The sequence below is a fragment of the Lentzea sp. NPDC051213 genome, from assembly GCF_044455585.1.
In the GTDB taxonomy this organism is placed as follows: Bacteria; Actinomycetota; Actinomycetes; order Mycobacteriales; family Pseudonocardiaceae; genus Lentzea.
In genome coordinates this window covers 54174-79516 of record NZ_JBITEX010000013.1, presented here as the reverse complement: position 1 = coordinate 79516, position 25343 = coordinate 54174, and the positions used below count along the sequence as shown (strand labels likewise).

The following is a 25343-nucleotide window of genomic DNA, read 5'->3' as shown; positions in this document are numbered from 1 at the left end:
TGACAGGCTTGTCAACGGTGAGGGACAGTCATTTTCCCCGGTACCGGTACCGCGCGATCACGGCCCAGGTCACGTCACCGCGCCCAGTGCTGTCACGGGAGTCACGCGAGCCGCGCTCCGGGCAGGCAGCAGCCCCGCACCTGCTGTGAGTGCGGTCAGCACCAGCACCACCACGCCCACGGCCACGACGGGCACCTGCATCGGCCACTCGATGCCGAGCGAGATGATCGCGAGCCACGCGTAGGGAATCCCGATGGCGAGCCCGATCATCGCGCCGACGATCCCGTACAGCCCGGCCTCGGTGGTGACCAGACGGCTGAGTTCATTGCGGGTCAAGCCGATCGCGCGCAGCAACCCGGACTCGCGGGTTCGTTCCAGCACCGACAACGCCGTGGTCGAGCCTACCCCCACCACCGCGATCAACATGGTGAGGAACAGCAGTCCGACGGCAATTGCCACCAATGAGGTGAACCAGTTCTCCTGGGCGCGGCGGTGCTCGGTGAGCGACACGACCTCGAACCCTGCCGGCACCAGCTCCTTGGCGCCGTTGGCAAGTGCGCCAACCGGTTCACCGGTCGAGTCGGAGGCGTGCAGCAAGGCATTGCCGAGGGGAACACCGCCGAACACCGTTGCCGCGACGGTCATCCGCACACCGTTGACGTCGGCCTGTGACCCTGCGGCCAGTCCGAGCTGGCTCGCCACGTAGGTCGACAGGATGATCTTGCGCGGCCCCATGTCGCCGAGAGAGCCCGTGTCGACCTGGAAGTCCGAGAGGTCGCGGAGTTTGGTCATGTCGAGATCGGTGCTCTGCATGGTGAGCCGCCCGTCGATGGTGATCTCGGTGCGGCGGTAGGGCAGGACGTCCGTGAGCCCGGCGGCTTTCAACGCGTCGGCGTCGACCTGGCCGATGATCTCCAGGTCCGCCGGGTAGGCACCCGCCATCTCGGCCTTGCCCAGTCCCTGCAACGTGTTCGCGCCCGTGAGCGTGGCGATGATCAGGCTGACCCCGAGCGCCACGATCGCGGTGACCGACGCCGCCCGGCGCGGCGCGCCGCCGACGCCGCTCACGGCCAGCGACCCGATGGTGCTGCGCCGCAACGGAATGCTGATCAACCGGAGCACCGGCGAGATCAACGCGGGTCCGAGCGTGATCAACGCGCCGAACGCCAGCGTGCCGCTGATCGTGGTCCGCAGCAACAGGTCCTCGGTCATCCCGGCCGGCCGCTTCGTGGACGCGAGCCCCTCGACGGCGACGGTGACCAGCAGCACGCCCGCTCCCGCGACCATCAGGATCCCGAGCACCCAGCGGAACCCGCCGATCCGGTTCTTGGCGTCCTGGACAGCGGAGGTGCGGAGGGCCTCCAGCGGTGAGACCTTGGCCGCGGACCAGGCAGGTGCCAGCACGGCCAGCGTCGTCAGCACGAACGACCCGAAGACGACGATCAACGCGGGCGTGAGCGGAAAGCCGGGCGCCACCAGACCGAACAGCGGCACGAGCCGACCGGCACCCGCCGCCAGCGCGACACCGGCGACCGAGGCCAGCAGCCCGGTCACCGCTCCCTCGACGACCAGCTCGCGCGCCAGGCGGCCACGGGTGGCGCCAACGGCCCGCAGCAACGCGAGCTCGCGCATCCGTTGGGCGAACACGATCCGGAACGTCGAGGTCGACACCAGTGCCGCCACGATCATCGCCACCGTGACGAACGCGCCGAGCAACGCGAACACCTCGACCAGCTGGGCCGCCTTGACCGCGAGCGAGCGTTCGGTGATGTCCTTCGCGAGCACAGTCGAGTAGGCGAAGAACGCCGCGATCATGATCGACAGGACGGGCAGGAACTTCCTCATGCCGAGACCGCCTGCTCGATCCGGCCGTCGGCCATCCGCACCACGGCGTCGGCGTAGGAGGCGGCACGGTCGTCGTGCGTGACCATCACGATCGTCTGGCCGAACTCCCGCGCCGCCTGCCGCAGCAGGGTCAGCACGTCCGCGGACGCCCGCGAGTCCAGGTTCCCGGTCGGCTCGTCGGCGAAGATCACCTCGGGCCGCGTCACCAGAGCGCGCGCCAGCGCCACGCGTTGCTGCTGCCCGCCGGACAGCTCAGACGGCCGGTGCGACAGCCGCGACGACAGGCCCAGCCTCTCCACGAGCTGCGTGAACCAGGCGCGGTCAGGCCGGCGCCCGGCCAGGTTCAGCGGCAGCAGGATGTTCTGCTCGGCGGACAGCGTAGGCAGCAGGTTGAACGCCTGGAAGACGAACCCGATCCGGTCCCTGCGCACGCGGGTCAGCGTGTTGTCGGACAGCCGGGTCAGGTCCTTGCCGCCGAGCAGCGCCGCACCGGACGTGGCCGTGTCGAGCCCGGCCAGGCAGTGCATGAGCGTCGACTTGCCGGAGCCGGACGGCCCCATGATCGCGCTGAACGCGGCCGGCAGAAACCCGACCGTCACCCCGTCGAGTGCTCGAACCGCGGTGTCGCCGGAGCCGTACACCTTCACGAGGTCGACCGCGGCGGAAGCGTAGTTGTTCACATGACAAGCCAAAGGCAGAACGCGACGGAAAACCTCCGTCCCCCGCACGGACTGCCTCTGTCTTTCGGCCGATCTGCGGAACGGGCACAAATGCATAAGGTCATGGCCATGCTCTGGAAGGCCGGCGCGATCGCCGCACTTGTCGCCGCCGCGTTCGTGGACGAGTACTACGGCCTGTTCAAATCGCCTGGCCTCTACCCGTGGACCGGATGGGCCGCGTTGGCGTGCATCCTGCTGCCCGCGTTCGCGTGGCTGCGACCCCACCGGGCGCTGGCCGCGCTCGCCGCCACCGCCTGCCTCACGTTCACGCTGGTCAACCCCCTCGACAAGGAGTTCGGGCTCGCCGAGGGCCTGGCGCTCACGGGGGTGCTGGCGGTCACCGCCTACCGCGCGAAGTCGAGGTGGGACGCGCCGCTGCTCGGCTGGATCGCCATCGCGCTGGTCACCCAGCCCCTGCGGTACCCGCTCGGCGAGACCTCGGTGACCCTGGCGATGGGCCTGCTGGTCATCGCCACCACCGTGCTCGCGCTCGTCGGCTACCTCCGCCTGCTCCACAACGCGCGCGACAAGCAGGTCGCCGCCGTCAAAGCGGAGCAGAAGGCCGAGTTCGCCAGGGATCTGCACGACTTCGTGGGGCACCACATCACCGGCATGGTCGTCCTCGCCCAGGGCGCGAGCCGGATCGTCGAACGCAACCCGCGGCAGGCCAAAGAGGCCCTCGAACGCATCGAGGAAGCCGGCGGCGAGGCCATGACCGCCATGCGCCGCATGATCGGCATGCTCCGCGACGACGTCCCGGTCGCACCGGTCGCGGGCATCGTTGACATCCAACCGCTGATCGAGGCCGAGCCCAGGGCGACCCTCGAGGTCCACGGCGACGCGGAGAACCTGCCGCTGGAGGTCGCGAGCTCGGTGCACCGCGTGGTCATGGAGTCGTTGACCAACATCAGGAAGCACGCCCACGAAGCGACCAAAGTGGACGTCCGGATCCAGGCCTCGCCGGACTGGGTGACCGTCAAGGTCTCCGACGACGGCAAGCCCGCCAGGCTGGGCAACGGCTTCGGCCTCATCGGACTCACCGAACGCGTGCAGGCGCTCGGTGGCAGGATCAAGGCAGGTCCCGGCATCGACGGCGGCTGGGTCGTCGACGCCGCACTCCCGACCAGAAAGGCCACCGCGTGATCAGGGTTCTCGTCGCGGACGACCAGGCGATGGTGCGCACGGGGTTCGGCATGATTCTAGGTGCCGAGTCCGACATCGAGGTCGTAGCGGAAGCCCGGGACGGCATCGAGGCCGTCGCCGAGGCGCGCCGTACCAAGCCGGACGTCGCACTGATGGACATCCGCATGCCCCGCATGGACGGACTCGAAGCGCTCAAACAGATCGCGAACGACGTCCGCGTGGTGGTGTGCACGACCTTCGACCACGACGAGTACGTCCACACAGCGCTCAAGAACGGCGCGTGCGGCTTCCTGCTGAAGGACGCCGGCCCGAACCTGCTCGTCGAAGCTGTCCGTGCGGCCGTCACGGGTGACGCGCTCATCAGCCCGTCGGTCACGGTCAGGCTGTTGCAACACATGAACCTGCCGGAGCAACAACAGCCGCACAACCTCTCTGCGCGCGAAGTCGACGTTGTGAAACTCGCCGCCCTCGGCAGAACGAACGCGGAGATCGCACAGGAACTGTTCATCGCCATCGGCACGGTGAAGACGCACCTGGCGAGCGTTCAGACCAAATTGGACGCTCGCAACCGGGTCGAGATCGCCGCCTGGGCGTGGGAAGCCGGACTGGTCGGCCAAAAGTAGGATCTACAACCCGTCTGCGGACAGAAGCACCGACCCGAGCCCGACCACCAGAATTCGAGACATGAAGAAACTCCTCCTGCTGATTCCCGTGCTGGCGCTCGCGGCGTGTGGCCAGAAGAGCTACACCTACGAGGCGTTCTACGACATCGAGGGCACCGGCAAGGCCGAGATGACGCTGGTCCTGCCCGGTGGCGCCACCCGGACCGAGACCGTCGACCTGCCGGTGAAGAACAGCGCCATGCTCGCCAACGCGCTCGGCAAGATCTCGCTGAAGATCAAGCCGGAGAACGGCCAGGTGACCTGCAAGCTCCGCGTCGAGAAGGAGAAGGAGATCTCCAATTCTGGCAAGGAAGCCACCTGCGAGTACGAGATCACCGAAGCCACCGACAATTGAGTGATCCGTTAAACCTTGCCGGGTGCCGCCGGCTCCCGTAGGAAGCGCGCATGAGGCGAATCGCAGCTGGTCTGGCAGTGGCGGCACTGGCCGTTGGATTCATCACGACTGGAACGGCTTCTGCCCAGGAAGAAGCTCAACCAGAAGCACAGGCCCGGATCGACTGCGGTATCACGCGGACGCCGGAGGAACCTCCCGCTCGTCCGGTGCCCGTGCCCAAGGACCCGAAGCGCACCAAGGGAAAGGTGTTCGTCCACATCCGGACGAACCACGGCGACATCCCGATGATCCTCGACCGCACCAAGGCCCCGTGCACGGTGCACAGCTTCGTCCACCTGGCTGAGCACCGCTTCTACGACAAGACCGACTGTCACCGTCTCACCGCGTACCCGACGCTGAAGGTGCTGCAGTGCGGCGACCCGTCCGGCACCAGCGAGGGCGGCCCCGGCTACAAGTACAAGGACGAGCTGCCGACCGACCTGAAGCCGGCGCCGAACGACCCGACCGGACTGCGCCGCATCTACCCGCGCGGCACGCTCGCGATGGCCAACGCGGGCCCGGACACGAACGGCAGCCAGTTCTTCCTCGTGCAGAGCGACAGCAGCCTGCGCCCCAACTACACGGTGTTCGGCACGATCCTGCCGGAGGGCCTCAAGACCCTCGACAAGATCGCGGCCGGCGGCATCGCGGGGGAGAACCCGCTGGACGGCCCGCCCAACCTCAAGGCCGAGCTCAAGAAGGTCTGCCCCGCCAGCTTCTGACCGCGGCTTCACACCCCGGAGAACGCCCACCCGGCCAACGCGCCGTAGAACGCGTCCGAGAGCCGCCGGACCACCTGCTCGTCAGGTAGTCCGGCGGTCTTCGTCAGATCGATGATCTCCCGCGGGTCGAACAACGCGTCGTGCAGGAAGCGCGCCATGGACAGCAACGCGTCCGGCAGCGCCAGCTCGATCAGCACCCCGCGTAACGCCCGGTCCCAGGCCTGGCACGACAGCGCCGTCGTGGCGTCGGAGTCGTGCAGGCGCTCCAGGAACCCTTGCTGGGACCAGAACCGCACGATCACCGGGCCGTGCACGTTCTGCAGCTTCACCCAGCGCGCGGCCTGATGTTCGAACAGCGCCTTACCGGTCTTGCGGGACCTCTCGCCGTGCTCGACCAACGACGACACGACGTCTTCGTGGTAGGCCACGACAAGTGCTTCCACGGACGGGAAGTGCCGATACGCCGTCGCCTGCGACAGGGCCGCCTTGCGTGCGATCGACTGCATCGTCGCCGTACCTTGTTCAGTCCGCAGCACGTGCGTCGCGGCTTCCAGCAATCGCTTGCGGTTGCGGCGCGCGTCGCTGCGGCTGCTTGTCTCCTCCGGCAGTGCGTCCTCCCACCCGCGAACGAATTGCGAGTGCAGGATAGGGGGAAAGATCAGCGGAATGCGGCGATTCCGGTCAACGCGTGGCCGATGGATAGCAGGTGGATGTCCGAGGTGCCCTCGTAGGTGAGGACGGATTCCAGATTGTTGGCGTGACGCAGCGGCGAGTACTCGAGCGAGATGCCGTTCGCGCCGAGGATCGTCCGGCTTTCCCGCGCGATCGCGATGGCCGCCTCGACGTTGTTGTACTTGCCCATGCTGATCTGCTCCGGCTTGAGCGTGCCGGCCTCCTTCAGCCTGGCGAGGTGCAACGCCAGCAGCATCGCGTTGTTGACCTGCACGGACATGGTCGCGAGCTTGCGCTGCGTCAGCTGGAACCCGGCGATCGGCTGGTCGAACTGGATGCGCGTGCCGGAGTAGGCGAGCGCCGCCTGCAACGAATCCCGCGCGGCACCGACGGCCCCGAACACGATCCCGAACCGCGCCTCGTTGAGACACGAAAGGGGAGCGCGCAAGGAAGTCGCGAGCGGCAGCCGCGCACTTTCCGGCAGCCGCACGTCCTCCAGGATCAGCTCGGAGGTGACGGACGCTCGCATTGACATCTTGTGCTTGATGTCACGGGTCGAGAATCCCGGCGTGCCGCGGGGAACGAGGAATCCTCGAATTCCGTCCTCGGTCTGCGCCCACACGGTGGCCACGTCGGCCAGGCCACCGTTGGTGATCCACATCTTGGTGCCGTTGAGCACCCAGTCCGCGCCGTCGCGCACAGCCCGCGTGCGCATCCCGGACGGGTTCGAGCCGAAGTCGGGTTCGGTCAGCCCGAAGCACCCGATCGCCTCACCGGCGGCCAGTCGCGGCAGCCACTCCTGCTTCTGCTCCTCCGATCCCCACTTCCAGATCGAGTACATCGACAGCGAGCCCTGCACGGACACGAAGCTGCGCACACCGCTGTCCACGGCCTCCAGCTCCAGGCACGCGAGCCCGTAGGCCAGCGCCGACGTCCCCGCGCACCCGTAGCCCTCCAGGTGCATGCCTAGCACGCCGAGCTTGCCCAGCTCCTGCGCGAGCTCACGCGGCAGGATGCCTTCCTCGAACCAGGTGCCGATGTGCGGCCGCACGTGGTCGGTGAGGAACGCCGCGACGGTGGCCTGGATGTCGCGCTCCTCGTCGCTCAGCAACGACGGGATGTCCAGCAACTGCAACGGGTCCTGCACGTCACTGCTCCAGCTTCGGCGGGCGCAGCCGGTACGACACCGGCGTGCGCGACAGGCGGATGGGATTCGCGACGAGCGTCATGTCGTCGATCGTCGCGGTGGGGTTGAGCTCCAGCGACTCCGCGAGCGCGAACGCCCGCGCGATGTCGTTCACCGGCCCGCACGGAACGCCCAGCGGCGTCAGGGTCTCGAACCAGTGCTGCGCCGGTTGCAGGCGCAGCCGGCCCGACAGGACCTCGAACAGCTCGTCGACGTGCTCGACCCGGTCCGCGTTCGTGACGAACCGCGGATCCGTGGCCAGCTCGGGCACGTCCAGCACCGAGCACAGCCGGCGGAACTGCCGATCGTTGCCGACCGCGAGCACGATCGGCTGACCGGCCGTCGGGAACACCTCGTACGGCGCGATCGACGGATGCCGGTTGCCCATCGGCTGGGGAATCGAGCCGGCCAGCGTGAAGCCCGCGCTCTGGTTCACCATGCTGGACAACAGCACTGACAGCAGGTCGAGCTCGACCAGCTGCCCGAGCCCGGTCGCCTCCCGGTGCCGCAACGCGGCCAGGATGCCGACGCAGGCGTGCAACCCGGTCAGCACGTCCACCAATGCCACACCGGTCTTGACCGGCTCGGACGGACCCGGCCCGGTCACGCTCATCAGCCCACCCACGGCCTGCACCAGCAGGTCGTAGCCGGGCAGATCCGCGCCCTTGCCCGCGCCGAAGCCCGAGATCGAGCAGTAGACGAGGTCGTCACGCCCCAACGACTCGTAGTCCAGCCCGAACTTCTTCATGGTGCCCGGCTTGAAGTTCTCGACCACCACGTCGGCACGCGCGATCAGCTCGCGCGCCTGCTCCCTGCCCTCGCCGGTGGACAGGTCGATCTGCACGGACGTCTTGTTCCGGTTGACGGACAAGAAGTACGTGGCCTCGCCCTCGAAGTGCGGCGGACCCCACGTGCGGGTCTCGTCGCCCCGGCCGGGCTGTTCGACCTTGATCACCTCGGCACCGAGGTCGCCGAGCATCATCGTCGCGTACGGCGCGGCCAGCACCCGGCTGAAGTCCGCGATCACCACGCCTTCGAGCGAGCTCATGCGACCCGCCCCTTGAGCTTCATCGCGTCGAGCACGCGTTCCTGCGCCAGCTCACGCGCCGCCACATGCGGTGTGGTGCCACGATTCCGCGCTTCGACGAGCACGTTCGCCGCGTTCGCCCGCAGCTTCGCCGAGACCGCGTCCAGCACGGTCGCGGGGTTCACCGGGAACGGTGAATACCGCGCGTCCATCCCGAACGCCGCCGCGACCACGCCACCGGCGTTCGCGATGAAGTCCGGCACGACCGTGATCCCGCGTGCGGCGAGAACCTCCTGCGCCCCAACGGACGTGGGCAGGTTCGCACCCTCGATCACCAGGGTGGTGTCGAGCTCCTGCGCGAGATCGGCGTCGATGACGTCCTGAAGTGCCGCCGGCACAAGTACGTCACAGGGAACCCGCAGTTCGGCTCCGAGCTCCCGCACGGTCCCGTACTCCTTGACCGCGAGGTCACCGGACTCCTCCCGCAACTTCAGCAGTCGCGCGACATCCAGGCCATCGGCATCCACCAACGTGCCGTGCACCGACGAGATGGCAACAACAACAGCGCCCAGCTCGGCGAACCGCTTGGCCGCCGCCGCTCCCACCGCACCGAAACCCTGAATCGCCACCCGCTTGCCGGGCAACAACATCAGTTCGTCCGCCACCTCGGCCACGCCGAACCCGGTGACGCCCAGCTCGTCGTACGGCAACCCGCCGAGTTGAGCCGGTGCGCCCATCATAGCGCCGCGGTCCGACAGTTCGTCCTGGACGATCGCCGCGTCCCGTTCGGTGAGCCCCATGTCGAGCCCGAGCACGTACTCGCGCGGCACCTCGTTGGACAGCTTGCGCGCGAACGCCCGCAGCGCCGCTTCCTTGTCAGGAGAAGTGGGATCGAACACGATCCCCGCCTTGGCGCCCCCGAAGAACAGGTCGACCCCGGCCCACTTCCACGTCATCACCCGCGCCAGCCGCGCGATCTCCGCGACGGTGACGGACGGGCTCATCCGCGTCCCGCCCTTGCCCATGCCGCGCGCGGTGTTGTCGATGACGAGCACACCTTTCATACCGGTGCGCCGGTCGGACACGCAGACGACCTTCTCAGGCCCCCACTCGTCCATGAGCTGGAGAACGTCCATCAGCATTCCTCACACGCAGTTGAGTTCGGGCCGTGCCTTGTCGGCGGCGAAGCGGGAGGCGTCCAAACTGGACACGTCGACGAAGGGCTCGCGGTCCAGCACGAGGTCCCGCACGACCTCGCCGGCGGCGGGGCCCTGGAGGAATCCGTGCCCGGAGAAGCCGGTTGCGTAGAAGAACCGGCCGACCGAGCCGATCAACGCGTTGTGGTCCGGCGTCACCTCGTACAGCCCGGCCCATCCGTTGCGCACACCCACGTCCAACAGCCGTGGCGCGCGCCGTTCGATCGCGCTGGTCAGCCGGGGCAGCCACGCGTCGGACATCTCCAGCTTGAAGCCCGGCGTCTCCTCCGGGTCGGACATGCCGAACAGCAGCCCGCGGCCCTCGCGGTGGAAGTAGAAGGAGCTGCCGAAGTCGATCGTGAAAGGCACTACCCGATCGTGTAATTCGGGCATCGGCTCGGTGAACATGATCTGCCGCCGCAACGGGGAAACCGGCAGGTCAACGCCCACCATCTCGCCGATCGAGCACGACCACGCACCTGCCGCGCAGACGACCGTGCCGGTCGAAATCGTCCCGCGGTCGGTCTGCACGCGAAAACTGTCGGACCCCGTCGCTAGCATCGATCTCACGGTGGTTCTGGTGAAGAAGCGGACCCCGAATCGGCGGGCCGCGGTGGCATAGCCGAGGACCACGGACTCAGGAGTGCAGTGTCCGTCGTCCGGCGAAAAGGTCGCCGCGAGCAGGCCGTCCGTTTCGATCAACGGCGACATCCGTTGTGCTTCCTCGACAGTCAGCATGCGACTGCGTACGCCGAGGGAGTTCTGGAGGTCGACGTTGCGCTCGAACGCCGCCACGTGTTCAGCCGACGAAAGGAGGAACAGATAGCCGACCTGGTGCAGATCGATCTCTTGCCCCGGTCGCTGCGGAAAGCGCTGGAACGCCTCGAGTGATCGAGCTCCGAGCCTGATGTTCAGCTCGTCGGAGAACTGGGCGCGCACCCCACCCGCTGCTTTGCAGGTGGAGCCGGAACCCAGCTCATCCCTCTCCACGACCACAACATCCCGGACGCCTGCCTCGGCGAGGTGAAAGGCAATGGATGTGCCGATCACCCCGCCGCCGATGACGACGACCTCTGCCTGATTTGGTAGCTCAGGCAAGCCGGAAGTCAAGGTTCGCCTCGATCGCGAGCGTGTCCATCTGCGCCTTCTGCAGCTTCCCGGAGTAGTCCCAGTTCATGGACTGCCAGCGGGTGAACTGATCGAGCACCCACACGCCCGACTGCCGGGAGCCGTTGCCGCTCTTGCCGTTGCCGCCGAACGGCAGGTGCGCCTCGGCCCCGGACGTCGAGTTGTTGACGCTCACCATGCCCGCGGAGATGCCGGCGCGGAACCGGAAAGCCTTGTTCGGGTCCGTGGTGTAGATCGAGCACGACAGGCCGTAGCCCGGCTTGTTGCCGAGCTCGATCGCCTCGTCGAGGTCGGAGTACTTCATGACGCCGACGATCGGGCCGAACGTCTCCTGCAGGAAGAGCTCGTCGTCGTCACGCACACCGGAAACGATTGCGGGGTGGTAGAAGAAGCCGTTCGAACCAGTGAAGTCGTTGCGCGGGTTCGACGTCGTGATGCGGCCGGTCGGGCCGTGCACCGTGTGGTGCTCGCCGACCCAGCCGAGGTACTTCTCGTACGCCAGCGCGAACTTCTCGTCCAGCAGCGGTCCGTAGAGGACGTCACCGGTCGGGTCGCCCACCGCGGCCCCGGCGACGGCGTCGACGAACCGGGACAGGAACTCGTCGTACACCGACTCGTGCACGATCGCCGTGCCGAGCGAGGTGCACCGCTGGCCCGCGGAACCGAAGCCCGCGAACAGCGCGCCCTGCACGGCCAGCTCCAGGTCGGCGTCCTCGGTGACGACCATCGGGTTCTTGCCGCCCAGCTCCAGGCACGGCGTCTGGAGGTGGCGCCCGCACAGCTCGCCGATCCGCACGCCGACCTCACTGGAACCGGTGAAGCCGACCTTGTCGACCAGGCCCTCCTGCAGCGACTGCTCCAGGCCGTCGAACGTCTCCGACCCCTCGGCGAAGACGATCTCGAACACGCCTGCCGGAAGGCCGGCTGCCTGGAACACGTCGTAGAAGGCCTGCGCTGACGCGGCCGAGTACTCGGCGGGCTTCCACACGACCGAGTTGCCGCACAGCAGCGCCGGCACGATGTACCAGGACGGCACGGCGACCGGGAAGTTGCCGGCGGTGATGATCGCCGCGACGCCGACCGGGTTGCGGAAGGTGAAGAGCTGCTTGTCCGCCATCTCGGACGGCACGGTCTGCCCGTAGAGGCGCCGGCCCTCGCCGACGAAGAAGTCGCAGGTGTCGACGATCTCCTGCACCTCGCCACGGGCCTCCGCAATCGGCTTGCCGATCTCGCGGGTCACGAGCTGGGCGAGCGGCTCGAAGTTGGCCTCGACGAGCCGGCCGATGTTGCCGATGACCTGCCCACGCACGGGTGCGGGCACGCGCGCCCACGCGCGCTGGGCCGCCTTCGCACGCCTGGCCGCGTCGACGAAGGTGCGGCTGGTCCCGAGCTCGAGCTCGGTGACCACGTCGGAGGTGTTCGCCGGGTTCGTGGAGACATAGGGCATGCACCTCACCCTGGTTGTTACCCGGTGGTTCCGCCAGGGGTTGCAGAATGAAACCTCGCGACGTCGAGCATAAGCTGTCCTTGTGCTCAATCCGGTTCATCTCCGCACGCTCGTCGAGGTCGTGAAGACGGGCTCGTTCGCCGAGGCCGCGCGCAGGCTCGGGTACACGTCGTCCGCCGTCTCGCAGCAGATCTCGGCGTTCGAACGCGCGGTCGGCGTGACCCTGTTCGAACGTGAGGCGCACTCGATCAGGCCGGCGAGCGCGGCCCTGCTGATCGCTGATCGAGGGGGCGAGCTGCTCGCCGCGTTCGACGGCTTCGAGCACGAGGTCAAGGCGATGGTGCAGGGCCTGCGTGGCCGCCTGCGCATCGGCACGTTCCCGACGGCGAGCTCGCGGGTCGTGCCCAAGGCGGTGGCGAAGCTGTCGGCGGACCTGCCGGACGCCGAGATCCGGCTGGACGAGGCCGAGCCCGAGGACGTGCTGCCGCTCGTGCTGACCGGCGAGCTGGACCTGGCGCTGGTCTACGCCTACGACCTCGTCCCGCAGACGTGGCCGGAAGAGCTGACGGTGCTGCCGCTGCTGCACGAGACGCTGCTGCTCCTGGTGCCGGCCGACCACCCGGCCGCGAAGACGTCCGGGCGGATCGAAGACCTCAAGGACGAACGGTGGATCGCCTCGCGGGACGGCACTTCCGGGGCCACGTGCCTCACGAGGCTCTGCGCCGCGGCCGGCTTCGCCCCGAGAATTGCTTTCCGCAGCAACGACTACGAGGTCGTGCAGTCGCTGGTGGCGGCCGGCGTCGGTGTCGCGCTCGTGCCCGCGCTCGGCTACAAGTCATTGGCTGGCACGCATGCGATGCCGTTGCGCAGCAAGCCTTTGCGTCGTCACGTGCACGTCGTGCACCGCACCGCGAACACGAACCCGTTGCTGCGTGACGCGGTGAACGCACTTCGCCACGGTTGTCAGAGCGCGGTGGGTGAGTACATCGCTCCGGCTTGATCGGCGGGTGGCGGTGACCTGATCGGATGAACAAGTAGGTTTCGGACATTCGCAGAACCGCAGTCGGGGGTGGAAGGTCTTGTTGCCAAGGATCACGGTGCTGCGACTGCTCATAGTGGTCGCCTTTCTGATCGCCTGTTCGCTCGTGTACGACGCGCTCCCAGCGCTGGAGGGGTCGCTGGTGCTGTTCGTCATGTTCGCCGGCGTGCCGGCTCTGATGAGGTGGTGGGCCGGCCGCGACCCGGTAGAACAGAAGCCTGCTCACGACGGCTCTCCGGAGTCCCGCCGGGTCTGGCGGGTCCGGTGGTGGGTCAGGCTCGTCGCGGTCGTCGTCCCGCTCGCTGGGCTGCCGTTCGTGTTCCAGCCGGGGTGGCTCAACCCCGACTGGAACGCCGGTGTGCCGCTGGGCGACCTGATCGTCGTCGCGCTCGTCTACGCGGCCCTCGGACTGGCGGCGTGGGCGGCGTTCCGCTCGCGGCTCGACCTCGACGAGCAGTGGGTGCGCGTGATCAACCCGTGGGGGGTCCGGTCCGTCCCGCATTCGTCGGTCCGGAGCGTCCGCCAGGGATCGTATGGCGTGGAACTGGTGCTGGACGACGGCAGCGTGATCGCGGCGTTCGCGGTGCAGTGCGTGGGTTCGCCGGCTGCGGATCCGCCACCTCGCTGGGTCGAGGTCGCGCGGGCCGTGACGGGCAAAGACCCGGCGTGACGCCGAGGAGACGCGCGCACTCGAAGCGATCAGCTCCGGCACCGAGGGGGAGGTCGCTCTGCTGAAGCTGTTCCGGTGCAGCCGCCGACGAGACCTTCAGGATGGAGTCGAAGGTCCGCGAGAAGATCAGGTCGGTTGAGCACGCCGAGCTGATCAGCAGGGTTCTGGCCGAGCGTGACCCCGACCGCGACCCCGCGTACGTCGAGCGGATGTTCCGCTACGGCCTCGACGGCGAGTTGGAGGACGGAGCGGTGCTGGGCGCCGAGGACTGGGGCTTCACCCGCCTGCGCCGCCTCGAGCCGGTCAAGTGGTACGCCGACCAGCTGTACTACGACGGTTTCGCGAAGTCGCTGATGCGACTGGGTGCGGTGTTCGCGTTGGGCGACACGGCGGACCCGGCCGCGTTCGACGTGTTGCTGCCGGTCCTGTCGGACCGGAAACCACGGATGCGAGCCACCGCCGTGCACGCGGTGCGCCGCCTCGCCCGAGCCGGTCTGGACGCCGAGTACCGGGCCCATCCCGTCCGGCAGCGCCTCGCCGAGCTGCTGGCCGACCCGCACCTCAATGTGCGCGTGGAGGCGGCGCGAGCCCTGTGCGTGCTCGGCGACGAAGCCCTCGTCGCCGACGCACCGGGCAAAGCCTCGTGGTGGCAGCGCAAGTGGAAGCGCGCGCTGGAAACGTGCCTGCACGGCGAGATCCCGTCGCTGCCGAAGATCTGGGCCGGCGACCGGAACCGCTAGCTACTCGCCGGTCGTGCCGTCCGCGAGCTCGCGGAGCAGGTCCAGGTGGCCGGCGTGCCGCGCGGTCTCCTGCGCCACGTGGGCCAGGATCCACCGCACCGTGCGCTTGCCGTCCGCCGCCGTCGCGTCGGGGTCGAGCTTCTGCAACGCCTCGGCATTCGCCCACTCCGCGCGGTAGGCCTCGATGAGCGACTCAGGCGTGTCGTCCTCGGTGAGGTCCCACGACGGGTCCGGGCTGCCTTCCCAGAGCGACGGCAGATCGAGGCCCGCGCCTGCGATGCACAGCCAGTAGCGCTCCACGGCGACGAGGTGCTTGAGCACGCCGAGCGCGGTCAGCTTCGGGGAGGTGGCGATCGGCGCTGCCGCGGCCTGGTCGCGGGTCAGCCCGTCGACCTTCAGCACGGCGGTTTTGCGGAGGAAGTCCAGGAACTCCCAGGCGAGTACGCCTTCGTCTTTGGCGAGGTTGGTGGGCCAGGTTCGGGTCACCGCGCGAGTTTGTCAGCCTTCGTGGCCGAGAGAAACGCGGACCAGGCAGACGGTCCGATCTCCATGTGAGGTCCGGGGTCTTTGCTGTCCCGGATACCGACGCCGGGACCGACCTCCACGCACTCCGCGCTGTTGGCGGTGTAGCTGCTCTTTCGCCATTCGGTCATCCAACGGCTCCTCACGGCGCGATGCTGGCGATCAACTCCTTCGATTGTTCCGCATCCAACGCCGTTCGATCGAGCGACTTCAAGATGTTCGCGTAAGCCTTGATGGAGTCCTTGTCGTCGAGGAACACGCCGTGGTTCTCCGCATCGACGTAGACGACCGGTTCCAGGCTGGCGAACTTCAGGAAGGTGAAAGTGCCTGCCTGGCCAGCGTGGGCGCCCACGGCGATGGGCACGACCCGACTTGTGATGTACGGGCGGATGCCCATGGTGTTGATGTGGTCCAACTGATCTGACATCAGTTCAGGGCTGCCGACGGGACGACGCAGCGCCTGCTCGTCAACGTAGAAGGTCATGTCGCACCGGTGCTTGAACAATTGTTGCTGACGGTCGACACGAGCCGCCACGCGCGCGTCGGCCTCCTCGTTCGGCACGTTCGGGTTGGCCGCGATCAGGGCGCGCAGGTAGTCCGGGAGTTGAAGGACGGCCGGAACTGCGTTCATGCACCAGAAGATGATCTCGGTGGCGACCGCCTCGTGCTCTGCGAGCGTGCGCAGCAGGATGGGAAACCTCGTGCCGTGCACCTGTAGCCAACCGGGTTGGCGCGTCTCGTGGAACAGCTTCACCAGGTGTTCGGCTTCTTCCAGCGGGGTGCGGCAGAGGCCGAGCAGGCGTTGGAGGTCGCCCTCGGTCACGCCGCCCTTGCCGTTCACCATGTCGGACACCTTCGCGGGATCCCAGCCCAGGACCTCGGCAGCGGCGCGTCCGGTGAACCCCGCTCTGCGGAGGGCTTCGCGGACGCCCGCGCCAAACTCCCGCCCACGCACCGTGGAGTCTCTCTTTGGCATGAAATGAAGCTAGAGCCAGTCGTCCATTGATTCCAACAAGTTCGGTCAAATTCAGCCGAAGGGGCGTCGGTGATGGAGTGCTTCCAATGTCCTAAGTGGTCAGTAGTAACGCCGTAGTGTCGGCCAGATTTCTTCCCACGTACCGCGTGGTGCCGTGCACGCCAGAATCTCAGTGCCGTCTTCTTCGTTCTCAACAACGTTGTGATGCTGCGCAACGCGCGTACAACCATCAAACGGCGGTGTGTCGAATCCGACGAGCAACACCCTCTTGTCCGTTGTCTGCGGCGGTCCCCACTCGTAGAACGACATGTGGCCGGAGTAGACGGGAATCTGCGTGTAGGCCTCGACAGCACCGGCCTGCCCGTAGTTGCGGGTGATCACGACGGGGCGTCCGTTCTCCTGCCACGCCCTCTCGACGGTGCCGGCGAGCTCGGGCCAGCCGACCTGCTCGCCCTGCTCGGGGTTGATCGCGATGACCGGCGCGAGGGCACTCGGCGGCAGGATCGGCAGCGAACCGACCAGGGCGGGCACGACGCTCAACGCCACCAGCACGCCGCCGAGTGCCCTGCGGCGCAACAACCAATCCTGGGTCTGGCGTGCTCCGGCGGCCACCAGCACTAGGAGCAACGGCACGGCGTAGTAGGGCTTGCCGCCCGTCAACAAACACAGTGCGCACAGCAACGGGTAGGCGAGAGCGATGGAGCGAAAGGTCCTGTCGCGCCACAGGTTCCGGAAGCCGATCACCCACACCGGCACCAGGAACGGCGACAGCATCAGGATCTGCATGGGCGCGAACATGATGCGGTTGTCGGTGCCGTCGTCCGCGCTGATGCCCTGTGCCACCGTGAGCAACGGGAAGTCGTGCGTTGCCTGCCACGCCACCGCCGGAGCCGCGATGATCAGGCACAGCACGGCGCCGGCGGGCAGCCACCAGGTGCGCAGGACGGCGCGTGGGCCCACGATCACGAGCGCGATCGCCAGTGCGGCCAGCAGGAGCAGTAGCAACCACTTGTTCGCGAGGCCGACGCCGACCGTCGCGCCGAGTGCGAGCCACCAGCGGCCGTCGCCGGACTTCAGCAGCCTCACGGCGAAGTAGCCGATCAGCACCCAGATCAGCAGGTCTACCGACGCCGTGGACAGCATGTGCGCCACCGCCAGGACGAACGTCGAGGTGGCAGAGGCCGCTGCCGCGAGCACCGCGCCGCCGCCGAACTCCTTGGCGATCAGGGCCACGACGAGCGTTGTCGTGAGGGCTAGAAGTGTTGCCATTACGCGAAGTCCGGCGGGGGTCTCGCCGAACACCTCGGTGGTGACGCGGGCCAGGATCGGGGTGATCGGCGGCTGGTCCACGTAGCCCCACGCCGGGTGCTTGCCCGCCGCGATGAAGTACAGCTCGTCGCGGTGGAAGCCGTACCGGCCCGACAACGCGGTCAGCACCACCGCCTGCACGGCGAGCACGATCCCCAGCCCACGTCTCATGGGCGGGACGGTATCCGGGCAGGTGCTGATCAGGTGGTGTTTTTGCGGTACCAGCGCGGTGAGGTGTTGATCGGTGGCTTGAGCGCCGCGTTCACCACGATCATGTTGGGACCCGTGGAGTTCTCCAGGGCGTCCTTCAGGCCGTCGAACCCTTCCAGCGTGACCGCCGGGATGCCGAAGCTCTCCGCCAGCTTCGCGAAGTCCGGCCGGGTCAGGTCCACGCCGGTGATGGTGTGGCCCGCAATCTGCTGGTCGTAGCGGAGCATGCCGTAGCCGCCGTCGTCGACGAGAACGATCGTGAGCGGCAGGCCCTCCTGCCGCAGCGTTGCGAGATCCCCGCACGCGAACAGGAAACCGCCGTCGCCGACCACCGCGATCGTCCGCTTCTCGACGGCCGCGCCGATCGCGGCCGGGAAGCCGAAGCCGAGGGTGCCCCAGCCGACCGGGTAGGCCAGGCCGCGCGGCTTGGGGACGTGGTGGAAGCCGCCGATCCAGTAGCCGGGGATGCACATGTCCGCGACGATCGTGGCGTCCTGGTCCTTGAGGGCGCCTAGGAACGTTGCGGCTTCCGGGGAGTCCTCGTTGATCAACGCCTGCACGGCGGCGTTGACCTGGTGGACGTCGGTGGTGGCCTTCTTGGTCGCTACCTTCGGGATGAGTGCGGCGGTGAGGTGCCGGGCGTCGCCTTCGAGCGTGACGTCGCTCTGGTAGTTCTTGGAGAGTTCGGCCTTGTCGATGTTGATCGACAGCAGCTTCTTCGGCTGGGGCTGCAACCAGTTCTGGGTCATCATGCCGTCGAGGTCGGTGCCGATCGCGATCACCAGGTCGGCCTCGTCCCACAGCTTGCCTACCGGGGGCGCGTGCGCCGGGCCGTGCACGACCAGTTCGTGGTCGGTGATGCCGCGCGCGCCGTAGGTGGTGACGATCGGTGCCTTCAGGTCCTCGGCCAGCGCGCCGATCTGCACGCCCGCGTTCGCCGTGGCCGCGCCGCCGCCCGCCCAGATCAGCACCTTCTCGGCGCTGTCGATCAGCGCTACCGCCTCGGTGAGGTCCGGGATCTCCACGCGCTCCTGGCGGGTGATCGTCGCGTGGCGGTGCTGGACGTTCGCGGTCAGGAAGTCCGTGGGCACGCCGAGGTAGACCGGGCCGTGGGCGCCCTCGAGAGCCGTCAGAACAGCGCGGTCGGTGTACTCGGGCAGTTCGGCGGCGGTCGGCACGTCGAACGCGGCTTTGGTGACCGGGACGAACATGGCGCGCTGGTCGCGGGTCTCGTGTAGCACGCCTCGGTAGACGCCGGGACGGCGCAGCGTGCTCGGGATGTCGGTGGCGATCACCAGCACCGGGCTGCCCGACGCCATGGCTTCGCCGGTCGCGCCGAGGGTGTTCGCGGCGCCCGGCCCTGTCGTCACGACGGCGACGCCGAGCTTGCCGGTCGTCCGCGCGTACCCGTCCGCCGCGTAGACCGCCGTCTGCTCGTGCCGGACGCCGATCATCCGGATGCCGGACTGTGCCAGCGCCTCCCAGACGGCCAGGTTGTGCACGCCGGGCAATCCGAACACGACTTCGACACCGTGTTCGGCCAGGATGGTCAGGAGACTCTCGGCACCCTTGGGCATGCTGCCGACGCTAAGGGCTGCTTAGTCAGGCATCAACCGGTGTGCAGCAGGTCTGGTGCTCAGCGTCAGGCCGGCTGGTGTGCGGACGCCGGGAATTCCGGCCTTCCCGGCTGCGCTTGTAAAAACCTCGTGCCGAATCGAGGAAACGAAATCCGCGGCCGCAGCTTCGGTGTGCGTGAATTCGACGTCGCGGCCGCGCCATTTCACCCTTTGGAGTGAATTGGTTGCTCAGGTTGGACCACGGCGATGGGCCTGTCAGTCGAGCCGGGCGTGCGGTGCCTGACGTGCTGCGCGGCTGCCCGAATGCTGTCGTGAATTGACCCCGAGATGATTGACAAGTGAACCATGTTCACGGACTGGCCCCTTGTGCCACCATATGCGCGACCGCACGACCTGGGGGTGGAGATGCTGTACTTCGGTGGGCTGTTCGGAGTGGTGATGTTGTGCGTGACGATCTTCGCGGTCGTGGATGTGATCACGACCGACGAGGGCTCGGTTCGCAATCTGCCGAAGATGCTTTGGCTTCTCCTGGTCCTGCTGTTCCCGTTGATCGGCTCGATCGCATGGTTCGTTGCCGGCCGTCCGGTGGTGGGGACCGGACGCGCGCGCCTTGGTGCGTACGAGCGCAGCGCTCCTGCTTTTCCCGAGTACAACCGGCCGGGACGGTTCGCGGCCGACAATCCTGAGGACGATGAGGAGTTCCTGCGCCGCTGCCGTGAGCGCGCGGAGGAACAACGACGCAAGGGACGCGAGAACCAGTGAGGAAAGCCCTGCTGTTCTTAGTTGTTCTGCTCGCCGCCGGTTGCGGTGGCAACGCTCAGATGGCGGCGCCACCCCCGGCGCCCCAGACGTCCACTTCGGACAAGCTGGCACCGGCCGACTTCCAGGCCCGCTGGTGGACGTGGGCCTCCCAGCCCGCCAACACCAATCCGGTGTCCGACACCTCCGGGCGGTTCTGCATGCGGGACCAGCCCGTCGAGGTCTGGCTGCTCGCCGGGTCGCTCGGCAACGGCGCCGTGGAGCGGCAGTGCCGGGTCCCCGCCGACAAGCCGCTGCTCGCACCGGTCGTGAATCTCGCCAGTGACGTCGCCGGGTGCGAGAGGTTCATGAAGGGCGCGCAGGGCGAGGTGCTGATGAACGGCTCGACCCAGCCGCTCACGAGGGTCTCCGCCACGCCGTTCACCTACGAGGCCCGCGCGGGCAACCCGTTCAACAACCAGGTCGGGCGCATCAACTCGGTCGGCTGCGGGCTGTACGCGTGGATCGACCCGCCCGCCTCCGGTGAGCACGAGCTGCTGATCCGCGGTTCGGCCGACGGCAAAGAGGTCGACGTCCGGTACAAGCTGATCGTGGGCGCGGACTAGAAAACCGGGTGCGTTGGTCCGGTACCGTGGTCAGTGGCGTCCGAGCAGACGTGAGGCTGGAGCCGCTCCCCGGCAACGAGCGGCACGTTCCGCCGCAGTGTTCAGCAACTCCTGCTCACTGAAGCGAACCGACCACGTAGACGCGTGACACATGCGTCCTTGTCGTGCCGAGCCGGGCGGCGGAAACGAGGACTGCTGTCATGGCACGTCTGTCCATCACGGACCAGCTGGCCGATCTGCGGCGCACCTACACGGGCGAGAACCTCTCCCAGGCGGTGCCCGCCGTGCGCAACGAGCCGGTGCTGCCGGACGCGACCACCGAGGCCCAGCGGCAACTGGAAGCCAAGCTGCTGATCGCGGGCTGCACCGCGGCCGGCGTGCTCCAGCTGATGCCGCCGGCGAGCATCATCAGGCCCTCCCACGCGTTCCAGACGGTGGAACCGGGGGAGACCCTCAAGCTCCACCTGTCGCCACGGGCGCTGGGCCCGTTGCTGTTCGAGCTCCTGCCGCGGACCGAGGCCGGCTACGGCATGGGCGTCGCGGGCCTCACCCACCGGCAGTACCGGCGGTCGTCCGAACTGACCACCGGCGACGCGGGCGTGGTGCTCGCCGGAGTCGACGAGCAGGCCTGGGACCTGGGCATGCGGTACGTGCGCTGGATGCACGAGTTCCGCGGTTTCGAGTACACCGACGGCGGCGGCAACGACGAGGAAACCCCGGAAGCGGCCACTGGGAGCGCTCTCCTCCGCCGGGTACACCTGTGGCATGACGCGAGCTGGCTTCGAGCACTTCCCCTGGGCACAGGGTGGTTCGTCGAATGGCCCGGCGGCCCGGCGGAAGACGAGATCCGCGCACGGCTGGACGACCCGAAGTTCGGCACCACCCGGGAAATCACGCTCCGACGCGCCGAAGCGCCCACTCAGGACGTTGAGGAAGGCATGCGGACGTACCCGTGGCCGGAGGAGTTCGTGTCTGCCATCACGGCTGGTGAGCCTGATCAGCGGCTTGACCGCCGCTAGACTGCGGTTTCGCCCGCAGGAACAATCGTCAGGAGGACCCCGGTGACCCAGCAGGCTGCCGAGGCCCAAGCCGAAGCCACGCGCAAGGCCCCTCGCGTACTCGTCGCCGAGGACGAGGCGCTCATCCGTCTCGATCTCGTGGAGATGCTGCGCGAAGAGGGCTACGACGTGGCGGGCGAGGCCGCTGATGGTGAAGAGGCCATCAAGCTCGCGTCCGAGCTCAACCCCGACCTGGTGATCCTGGACGTCAAGATGCCCAAGGTCGACGGGATCGAGGCGGCGCAGCACATCGCGGGCAACCGGATCGCGCCGGTCGTGATCCTCACCGCGTTCAGCCAGCGCGACCTGGTCGAACGTGCCCGTGACGCGGGTGCGATGGCCTACCTGGTCAAGCCGTTCGCCAAGCGCGACCTGGTGCCCGCGATCGAACTGGCGATGAGCCGGTTCGGCGAGCTGGCCGCGCTCGAGCAGGAGGTCGCCGGTCTGACCGAGCGACTGGAGACGCGCAAGGTCGTGGAACGGGCCAAGGGCATCCTCATGACCAAGCAGGGTCTGAGCGAGCCGGAGGCGTTCAAGTGGGTGCAGCGCACCGCGATGGATCGCCGCACCACGATGAAGGCCGTCGCAGAGGCCGTCATCGAGAACTTCGGCTGAGGTCGAGCCAGACCGAGTCCGTCTGCCGCCCCGGATCCTCGGGGCGCAGGCGGACTTCGACGTGGTGGGTCCCCTTCAGCGAGATGAGCAGCTCGTGCCGGCCCCCGATTCCGCCCGGCATGGCCACCGTCGCGGCGTGACCGCTGTCCACGTACACCTCAAACCCCGCTATCGGGGCCACTGAACGCGCGAAAGCGGCGTCGAGGGTGACCACCAGCGTCGCCTCGTTCGGAGTCACAGAGGTCAACTCAGCCGTCAGGACGGGCAAAACGGGCGCTGGCTCGCCCGGCGCGTTCTCGAGCTTCACCGGCGAAGGCCCCGGCACCTCCAGGTAGCTCTCCAGCACCTGGGCCTGCGAGGCGCCCGGCATGCGCAGCACGAACGGCGTCAGCGCGTCCACGCCCGCCGGCCCGAGCAGCTCGGCGGGCACGTCCCCGACCAGCGTCAGCTCGCTGTCCTGGGCGGCCGACCAGCCGGTGACCACCGGTCGCAGCGGCAGCCGGGCCGAGCCGAGCTGGGCGACCAGGCCGTTCAGGTCGCCGCGGTCGCCGATCCGGACCGTTGTCCGCAAGCGAGCCGAAGGCGCCGCACGCAACGGTGCGCGCGCCACGCCTATGCCTGGCGCCTCCTCGTCGGGCTCCAGCACGCGCAACGTGCCCGCCACGATCGGCGTCTCGGTCACCTCAGGCGCCGAGAAGAGCCCGCCGGAGATGCCGACCGCGTCGATCTCCACGCGTCCTGGATAGCCGGGAGGCGCGGTGACACCGATCAGCACGCTCGCCTCACGCCATTTCGGCACCGTCGGCGCCGAAGCGATTTGCGCGCCGTCCTGCAGAACGCGCACGCCGCCGCGTGTCAGCACTACCTCGAATCGATGCAGCACGCCCGCACCGCGCGTACCGGGGGACACCGAGTCGTCCACCACCACGCGAACCGCATCAGCAGGAGGTATCGGTCCCACGCGGTCCGGCGTGCCCGGCACGAGGTCGAGCACGAGCTTGCCGCGCGGTCCCGCCGCGTCCGTCACCACGGTCACCCGGCCCAGCTCGTCGTCGGCGTCGTTGAGTTGCAACGGCGTCCGTGAGCGCAGCACCGCCGTGTCGTCGCCGCAGGGCATGTCGAGCACCAGGCGGCCGGACCCCTGACTGGGGTTCACGCAGCCCACGCGGCCGCTCAGGTGGTAGCGGCGCGCCAGGAACGAGTCGTCGAAGTCGTCCAGCGATCCCTTGACCGCCTGGCGCCACGAGTCGTCGGTGGCGCGTTCCTCGGCCCTGACCGGCAGCGACCGCCGGCCGAAGGCGTCCACGGCCCGCACGTCCGGCCTGCCGGAGCCGGAGATCTCGGGCGACGCGACGAGTTTTCCGAGGATTTCGTAGCCCGCAGCGCCGGTCACGGGCGCCCATTGGACCCTCCCGTCGCTGCTCCAGACGGAGGAGGGCGCGTCGAGCGGCGCCGATCGAGACGGTGATTTGACGAACTCCGCCGCGTAGTCCGTCAGGCGAACGGGCTCTGAACTGGGGTTATTCGGCGTGTCGTCGGCCTGGCGCAACACCACCACCGCGGCGATGAGCACCCCGGCTGATACCAGCACTGCGATCATCCGACGACGCGGAGTCATACGTACACGTTATGGCAGGGGCCCAAAGAGTGAACGGGGGTTACCGTATGTGACATTGCTTAAGTCAAACATAACGCCGCGTTGCGTTATGGTCACGAGCCCATTGGCTTTGATGACTGCGGTCACAGTCATCGCCTAGGTTCCGGCCATCCCTCAGGAGAGGGTCGTGGAGCGGTGCGCGGAGAACTCGCGTCCGCCGGGAGCAGGGATAGAGGAGGGACATCACGTGCGTCAGCACATTGTGAAGTCCGCTGCGATTGTCGGCGCCACGCTGCTTGTCGTCGCAGCCTGTGGCACGAACAAGGGTGAAGAAAATGCCGCGGGGGGCAGCTGCGACACGTCGAAGGGCACTCTGACCGTTGGTGTCGTTGCCCCGTTGTCCGGCAACCTGTCCGCTCTCGGCATCGGCATCAAGCAGTCCGCCGAGCTCGCCGTGGACGAGGCGAACAAGAAGTGCACGGTGAAGGGCTACAAGCTGGCCGTCTCCGCGCAGGACGACGAGGCCAACCCCGCCAAGGGTGCCCAGGCCGCCACGAAGCTGTCGACCGACCCGAACGTCGTCGGTGTCGTCGGCACGCTGAACTCTTCGGTCGCGCAGACCGTGCAGCCGATCCTGCGGGACAAGAAGATCCCCCAGGTGTCGCCCGCGAACACCAACCCGGCGCTGACCAGGGGCAACGACTTCCTGACTGCCCCGAAGCGCCAGTTCGACAACTACTTCCGCGTCTGCACCACCGACGACCTGCAGGGCCCGTACGCGGGCAACTACCTCGTCGAGAAGGCTGGCAAGAAGAAGATCGCGATCATCACCGACGGCAAGACCTACGGTGAGGGCCTCGCGGCCGAGCTGTCGAAGCAGGTCGCCAAGAAGGGCGGCACGATCGTCGGCTCCGAGAAGGTCGGCGAGAAGGACACCGACTTCTCCGGCGTCATCGCCAAGATCAAGGCCCTGAACCCGGAGGCCGTCTACTACGGCGGTGAGTACCCCGTCGCGGGTCCGCTGTCCAAGCAGATGGCGTCCGCCGGCCTGAACGTCCCGCTGATGGGCGGCGACGGCATCTTCGACGGCAAGTACATCGAGCTCGGCGGTAAGGAAGGCGACCTCGCCACCTCCGTCGGCGCGCCGACCGAGTCCCTGGCCACCGCCAAGGCGTTCGTCGACGCGTACAAGGCGAAGTTCGGCAAGGAGGACTACGCCGCCTACGGTGCGTTCTCCTACGACGCCGCGAACGCGATCATCGGTGCCCTGGCCGCCACGCTCTCGAGCGGCGACTGGGCCGACGCGAAGCGTCCGGACATGCTGACCAACGTCGGCAAGTACAGCGGCTCCGGCGCCACCGGTGAGGTCAAGTTCGACCAGTACGGCGACAGCACCAACAAGGTTCTGACCGTCTACCAGGTCACCTCTGGCAAGTGGAAGGACGTTCAGACCGGCGAGTTCACCGGCTGACGACTACTGATAACTGATTGAGCTACGGCGGGGGCGGGCGTTGTTTGCTCGCCCC

General features: G+C 67.9%; 26 protein-coding genes. 12 read left to right on the top strand and 14 right to left on the bottom strand.

Annotated elements, in window-relative coordinates; translation table 11 throughout:
- Positions 1–69: 69 nt before the first annotated feature.
- Together ACIA8G_RS41540 and ACIA8G_RS41535 are read right to left on the bottom strand one after the other, a co-directional pair.
- On the bottom strand, positions 70–1845 hold the full coding sequence (locus ACIA8G_RS41540; RefSeq protein WP_396424316.1) for an FtsX-like permease family protein: 1776 nt from the start codon (positions 1843–1845) through the stop codon (positions 70–72).
- A complete protein-coding gene (locus ACIA8G_RS41535) occupies positions 1842–2525 on the bottom strand; it encodes an ABC transporter ATP-binding protein (protein WP_396424315.1) in 684 nt (227 codons plus the stop codon). Before ACIA8G_RS41535 ends, ACIA8G_RS41540 begins: the two co-directional genes overlap by 4 nt.
- Before the next feature lie 108 nt (positions 2526–2633).
- Here ACIA8G_RS41535 and ACIA8G_RS41530 point away from each other — a divergent pair, with 108 nt between their 5' ends.
- The 4 genes from ACIA8G_RS41530 to ACIA8G_RS41515 all read left to right on the top strand — a co-directional run bounded on the left by ACIA8G_RS41530 (position 2634) and on the right by ACIA8G_RS41515 (position 5485).
- The gene (locus ACIA8G_RS41530; protein WP_396424314.1) at positions 2634–3707 is read left to right on the top strand and encodes a sensor histidine kinase; all 1074 of its coding nucleotides are present in this window, start codon (positions 2634–2636) and stop codon (positions 3705–3707) included.
- On the top strand, positions 3704–4330 hold the full coding sequence (locus tag ACIA8G_RS41525) for a response regulator (protein ID WP_396424313.1): 627 nt from the start codon (positions 3704–3706) through the stop codon (positions 4328–4330). The genes ACIA8G_RS41530 and ACIA8G_RS41525 overlap by 4 nt, the downstream gene beginning before the upstream one ends.
- A gap of 61 nt (positions 4331–4391) precedes the next feature.
- Positions 4392–4724 (top strand): hypothetical protein, encoded by a 333-nt coding sequence (locus tag ACIA8G_RS41520; RefSeq protein WP_396424312.1) that lies wholly within the window; start codon positions 4392–4394, stop codon positions 4722–4724.
- A gap of 50 nt (positions 4725–4774) precedes the next feature.
- The gene (locus tag ACIA8G_RS41515) at positions 4775–5485 is read left to right on the top strand and encodes a peptidylprolyl isomerase (RefSeq protein WP_396424311.1); all 711 of its coding nucleotides are present in this window, start codon (positions 4775–4777) and stop codon (positions 5483–5485) included.
- Between the two features lie 8 nt (positions 5486–5493).
- Here the strand turns inward: ACIA8G_RS41515 and ACIA8G_RS41510 are convergent, their stop codons facing one another.
- The 6 genes from ACIA8G_RS41510 to ACIA8G_RS41485 all read right to left on the bottom strand — a co-directional run bounded on the left by ACIA8G_RS41510 (position 5494) and on the right by ACIA8G_RS41485 (position 12141).
- Complete coding sequence (locus ACIA8G_RS41510) at positions 5494–6042, bottom strand: TetR/AcrR family transcriptional regulator (protein ID WP_396424310.1); 549 nt, start codon at positions 6040–6042, stop codon at positions 5494–5496.
- 101 nt (positions 6043–6143) lie between these two features.
- Entirely contained in the window at positions 6144–7304 is a 1161-nt protein-coding gene (locus tag ACIA8G_RS41505) for an acyl-CoA dehydrogenase family protein (RefSeq protein WP_396424309.1), read from the bottom strand.
- Position 7305: 1 nt separating this feature from the next.
- Positions 7306–8391, bottom strand: a complete 1086-nt coding sequence (locus tag ACIA8G_RS41500; protein WP_396424308.1) for a CaiB/BaiF CoA transferase family protein — start codon at positions 8389–8391, stop codon at positions 7306–7308.
- The gene (locus ACIA8G_RS41495) at positions 8388–9506 is read right to left on the bottom strand and encodes a Glu/Leu/Phe/Val dehydrogenase (RefSeq protein WP_396424307.1); all 1119 of its coding nucleotides are present in this window, start codon (positions 9504–9506) and stop codon (positions 8388–8390) included. The genes ACIA8G_RS41500 and ACIA8G_RS41495 overlap by 4 nt, the downstream gene beginning before the upstream one ends.
- 9 nt (positions 9507–9515) lie before the next feature.
- Positions 9516–10664: an NAD(P)/FAD-dependent oxidoreductase gene (locus ACIA8G_RS41490; RefSeq protein ID WP_396424306.1), complete on the bottom strand. Its 1149-nt coding sequence runs from the start codon at positions 10662–10664 to the stop codon at positions 9516–9518.
- The gene (locus tag ACIA8G_RS41485) at positions 10657–12141 is read right to left on the bottom strand and encodes an aldehyde dehydrogenase family protein (protein WP_396424305.1); all 1485 of its coding nucleotides are present in this window, start codon (positions 12139–12141) and stop codon (positions 10657–10659) included. The genes ACIA8G_RS41490 and ACIA8G_RS41485 overlap by 8 nt, the downstream gene beginning before the upstream one ends.
- 82 nt (positions 12142–12223) lie before the next feature.
- Between ACIA8G_RS41485 and ACIA8G_RS41480 the strand changes: the two genes are divergently transcribed.
- The 3 genes from ACIA8G_RS41480 to ACIA8G_RS41470 all read left to right on the top strand — a co-directional run bounded on the left by ACIA8G_RS41480 (position 12224) and on the right by ACIA8G_RS41470 (position 14590).
- Positions 12224–13141: a LysR family transcriptional regulator gene (locus ACIA8G_RS41480; RefSeq protein WP_396424304.1), complete on the top strand. Its 918-nt coding sequence runs from the start codon at positions 12224–12226 to the stop codon at positions 13139–13141.
- A 97-nt stretch (positions 13142–13238) separates the two neighbouring features.
- A complete protein-coding gene (locus ACIA8G_RS41475; protein WP_396424303.1) occupies positions 13239–13850 on the top strand; it encodes a hypothetical protein in 612 nt (203 codons plus the stop codon).
- 101 nt (positions 13851–13951) lie between these two features.
- Complete coding sequence (locus tag ACIA8G_RS41470) at positions 13952–14590, top strand: HEAT repeat domain-containing protein (protein WP_396424302.1); 639 nt, start codon at positions 13952–13954, stop codon at positions 14588–14590.
- Here ACIA8G_RS41470 and ACIA8G_RS41465 read toward each other — a convergent pair whose 3' ends face one another.
- From ACIA8G_RS41465 to ACIA8G_RS41445, 5 genes are all read right to left on the bottom strand, one after another.
- Entirely contained in the window at positions 14591–15076 is a 486-nt protein-coding gene (locus tag ACIA8G_RS41465; protein ID WP_396424301.1) for a DinB family protein, read from the bottom strand.
- Positions 15073–15243 (bottom strand): DUF397 domain-containing protein, encoded by a 171-nt coding sequence (locus tag ACIA8G_RS41460; RefSeq protein WP_396424300.1) that lies wholly within the window; start codon positions 15241–15243, stop codon positions 15073–15075. The genes ACIA8G_RS41465 and ACIA8G_RS41460 overlap by 4 nt, the downstream gene beginning before the upstream one ends.
- An 11-nt stretch (positions 15244–15254) precedes the next feature.
- Positions 15255–16088: a helix-turn-helix domain-containing protein gene (locus ACIA8G_RS41455; protein WP_396424299.1), complete on the bottom strand. Its 834-nt coding sequence runs from the start codon at positions 16086–16088 to the stop codon at positions 15255–15257.
- A gap of 99 nt (positions 16089–16187) precedes the next feature.
- A complete protein-coding gene (locus ACIA8G_RS41450) occupies positions 16188–17567 on the bottom strand; it encodes an ArnT family glycosyltransferase (protein WP_396424298.1) in 1380 nt (459 codons plus the stop codon).
- A gap of 29 nt (positions 17568–17596) precedes the next feature.
- Positions 17597–19183 carry a thiamine pyrophosphate-binding protein gene (locus tag ACIA8G_RS41445; protein ID WP_396424297.1) on the bottom strand — a complete coding sequence of 529 codons (1587 nt, stop codon included), beginning with the start codon at positions 19181–19183 and terminating at the stop codon, positions 17597–17599.
- 405 nt (positions 19184–19588) lie between these two features.
- Between ACIA8G_RS41445 and ACIA8G_RS41440 the strand changes: the two genes are divergently transcribed.
- The 4 genes from ACIA8G_RS41440 to ACIA8G_RS41425 all read left to right on the top strand — a co-directional run bounded on the left by ACIA8G_RS41440 (position 19589) and on the right by ACIA8G_RS41425 (position 22220).
- On the top strand, positions 19589–19945 hold the full coding sequence (locus tag ACIA8G_RS41440) for a PLDc N-terminal domain-containing protein (protein WP_396424368.1): 357 nt from the start codon (positions 19589–19591) through the stop codon (positions 19943–19945).
- Entirely contained in the window at positions 19942–20547 is a 606-nt protein-coding gene (locus tag ACIA8G_RS41435) for a hypothetical protein (protein WP_396424296.1), read from the top strand. The genes ACIA8G_RS41440 and ACIA8G_RS41435 overlap by 4 nt, the downstream gene beginning before the upstream one ends.
- Positions 20548–20747: 200 nt before the next feature.
- A complete protein-coding gene (locus ACIA8G_RS41430; RefSeq protein ID WP_396424295.1) occupies positions 20748–21566 on the top strand; it encodes a hypothetical protein in 819 nt (272 codons plus the stop codon).
- 42 nt (positions 21567–21608) lie between these two features.
- Positions 21609–22220, top strand: coding sequence for an ANTAR domain-containing response regulator (locus ACIA8G_RS41425; RefSeq protein WP_396424294.1), 612 nt, complete (start codon positions 21609–21611; stop codon positions 22218–22220).
- On the opposite strand, the gene ACIA8G_RS41420 is transcribed toward ACIA8G_RS41425, so the two are convergent.
- Positions 22201–23838: a hypothetical protein gene (locus tag ACIA8G_RS41420; protein WP_396424293.1), complete on the bottom strand. Its 1638-nt coding sequence runs from the start codon at positions 23836–23838 to the stop codon at positions 22201–22203. The two genes, ACIA8G_RS41425 and ACIA8G_RS41420, sit on opposite strands and share 20 nt — an antisense overlap.
- A gap of 226 nt (positions 23839–24064) precedes the next feature.
- On the opposite strand from ACIA8G_RS41420, the gene ACIA8G_RS41415 reads away from it, so the two are divergent.
- Complete coding sequence (locus ACIA8G_RS41415; RefSeq protein ID WP_396424292.1) at positions 24065–25288, top strand: branched-chain amino acid ABC transporter substrate-binding protein; 1224 nt, start codon at positions 24065–24067, stop codon at positions 25286–25288.
- Positions 25289–25343 lie beyond the last annotated feature (55 nt).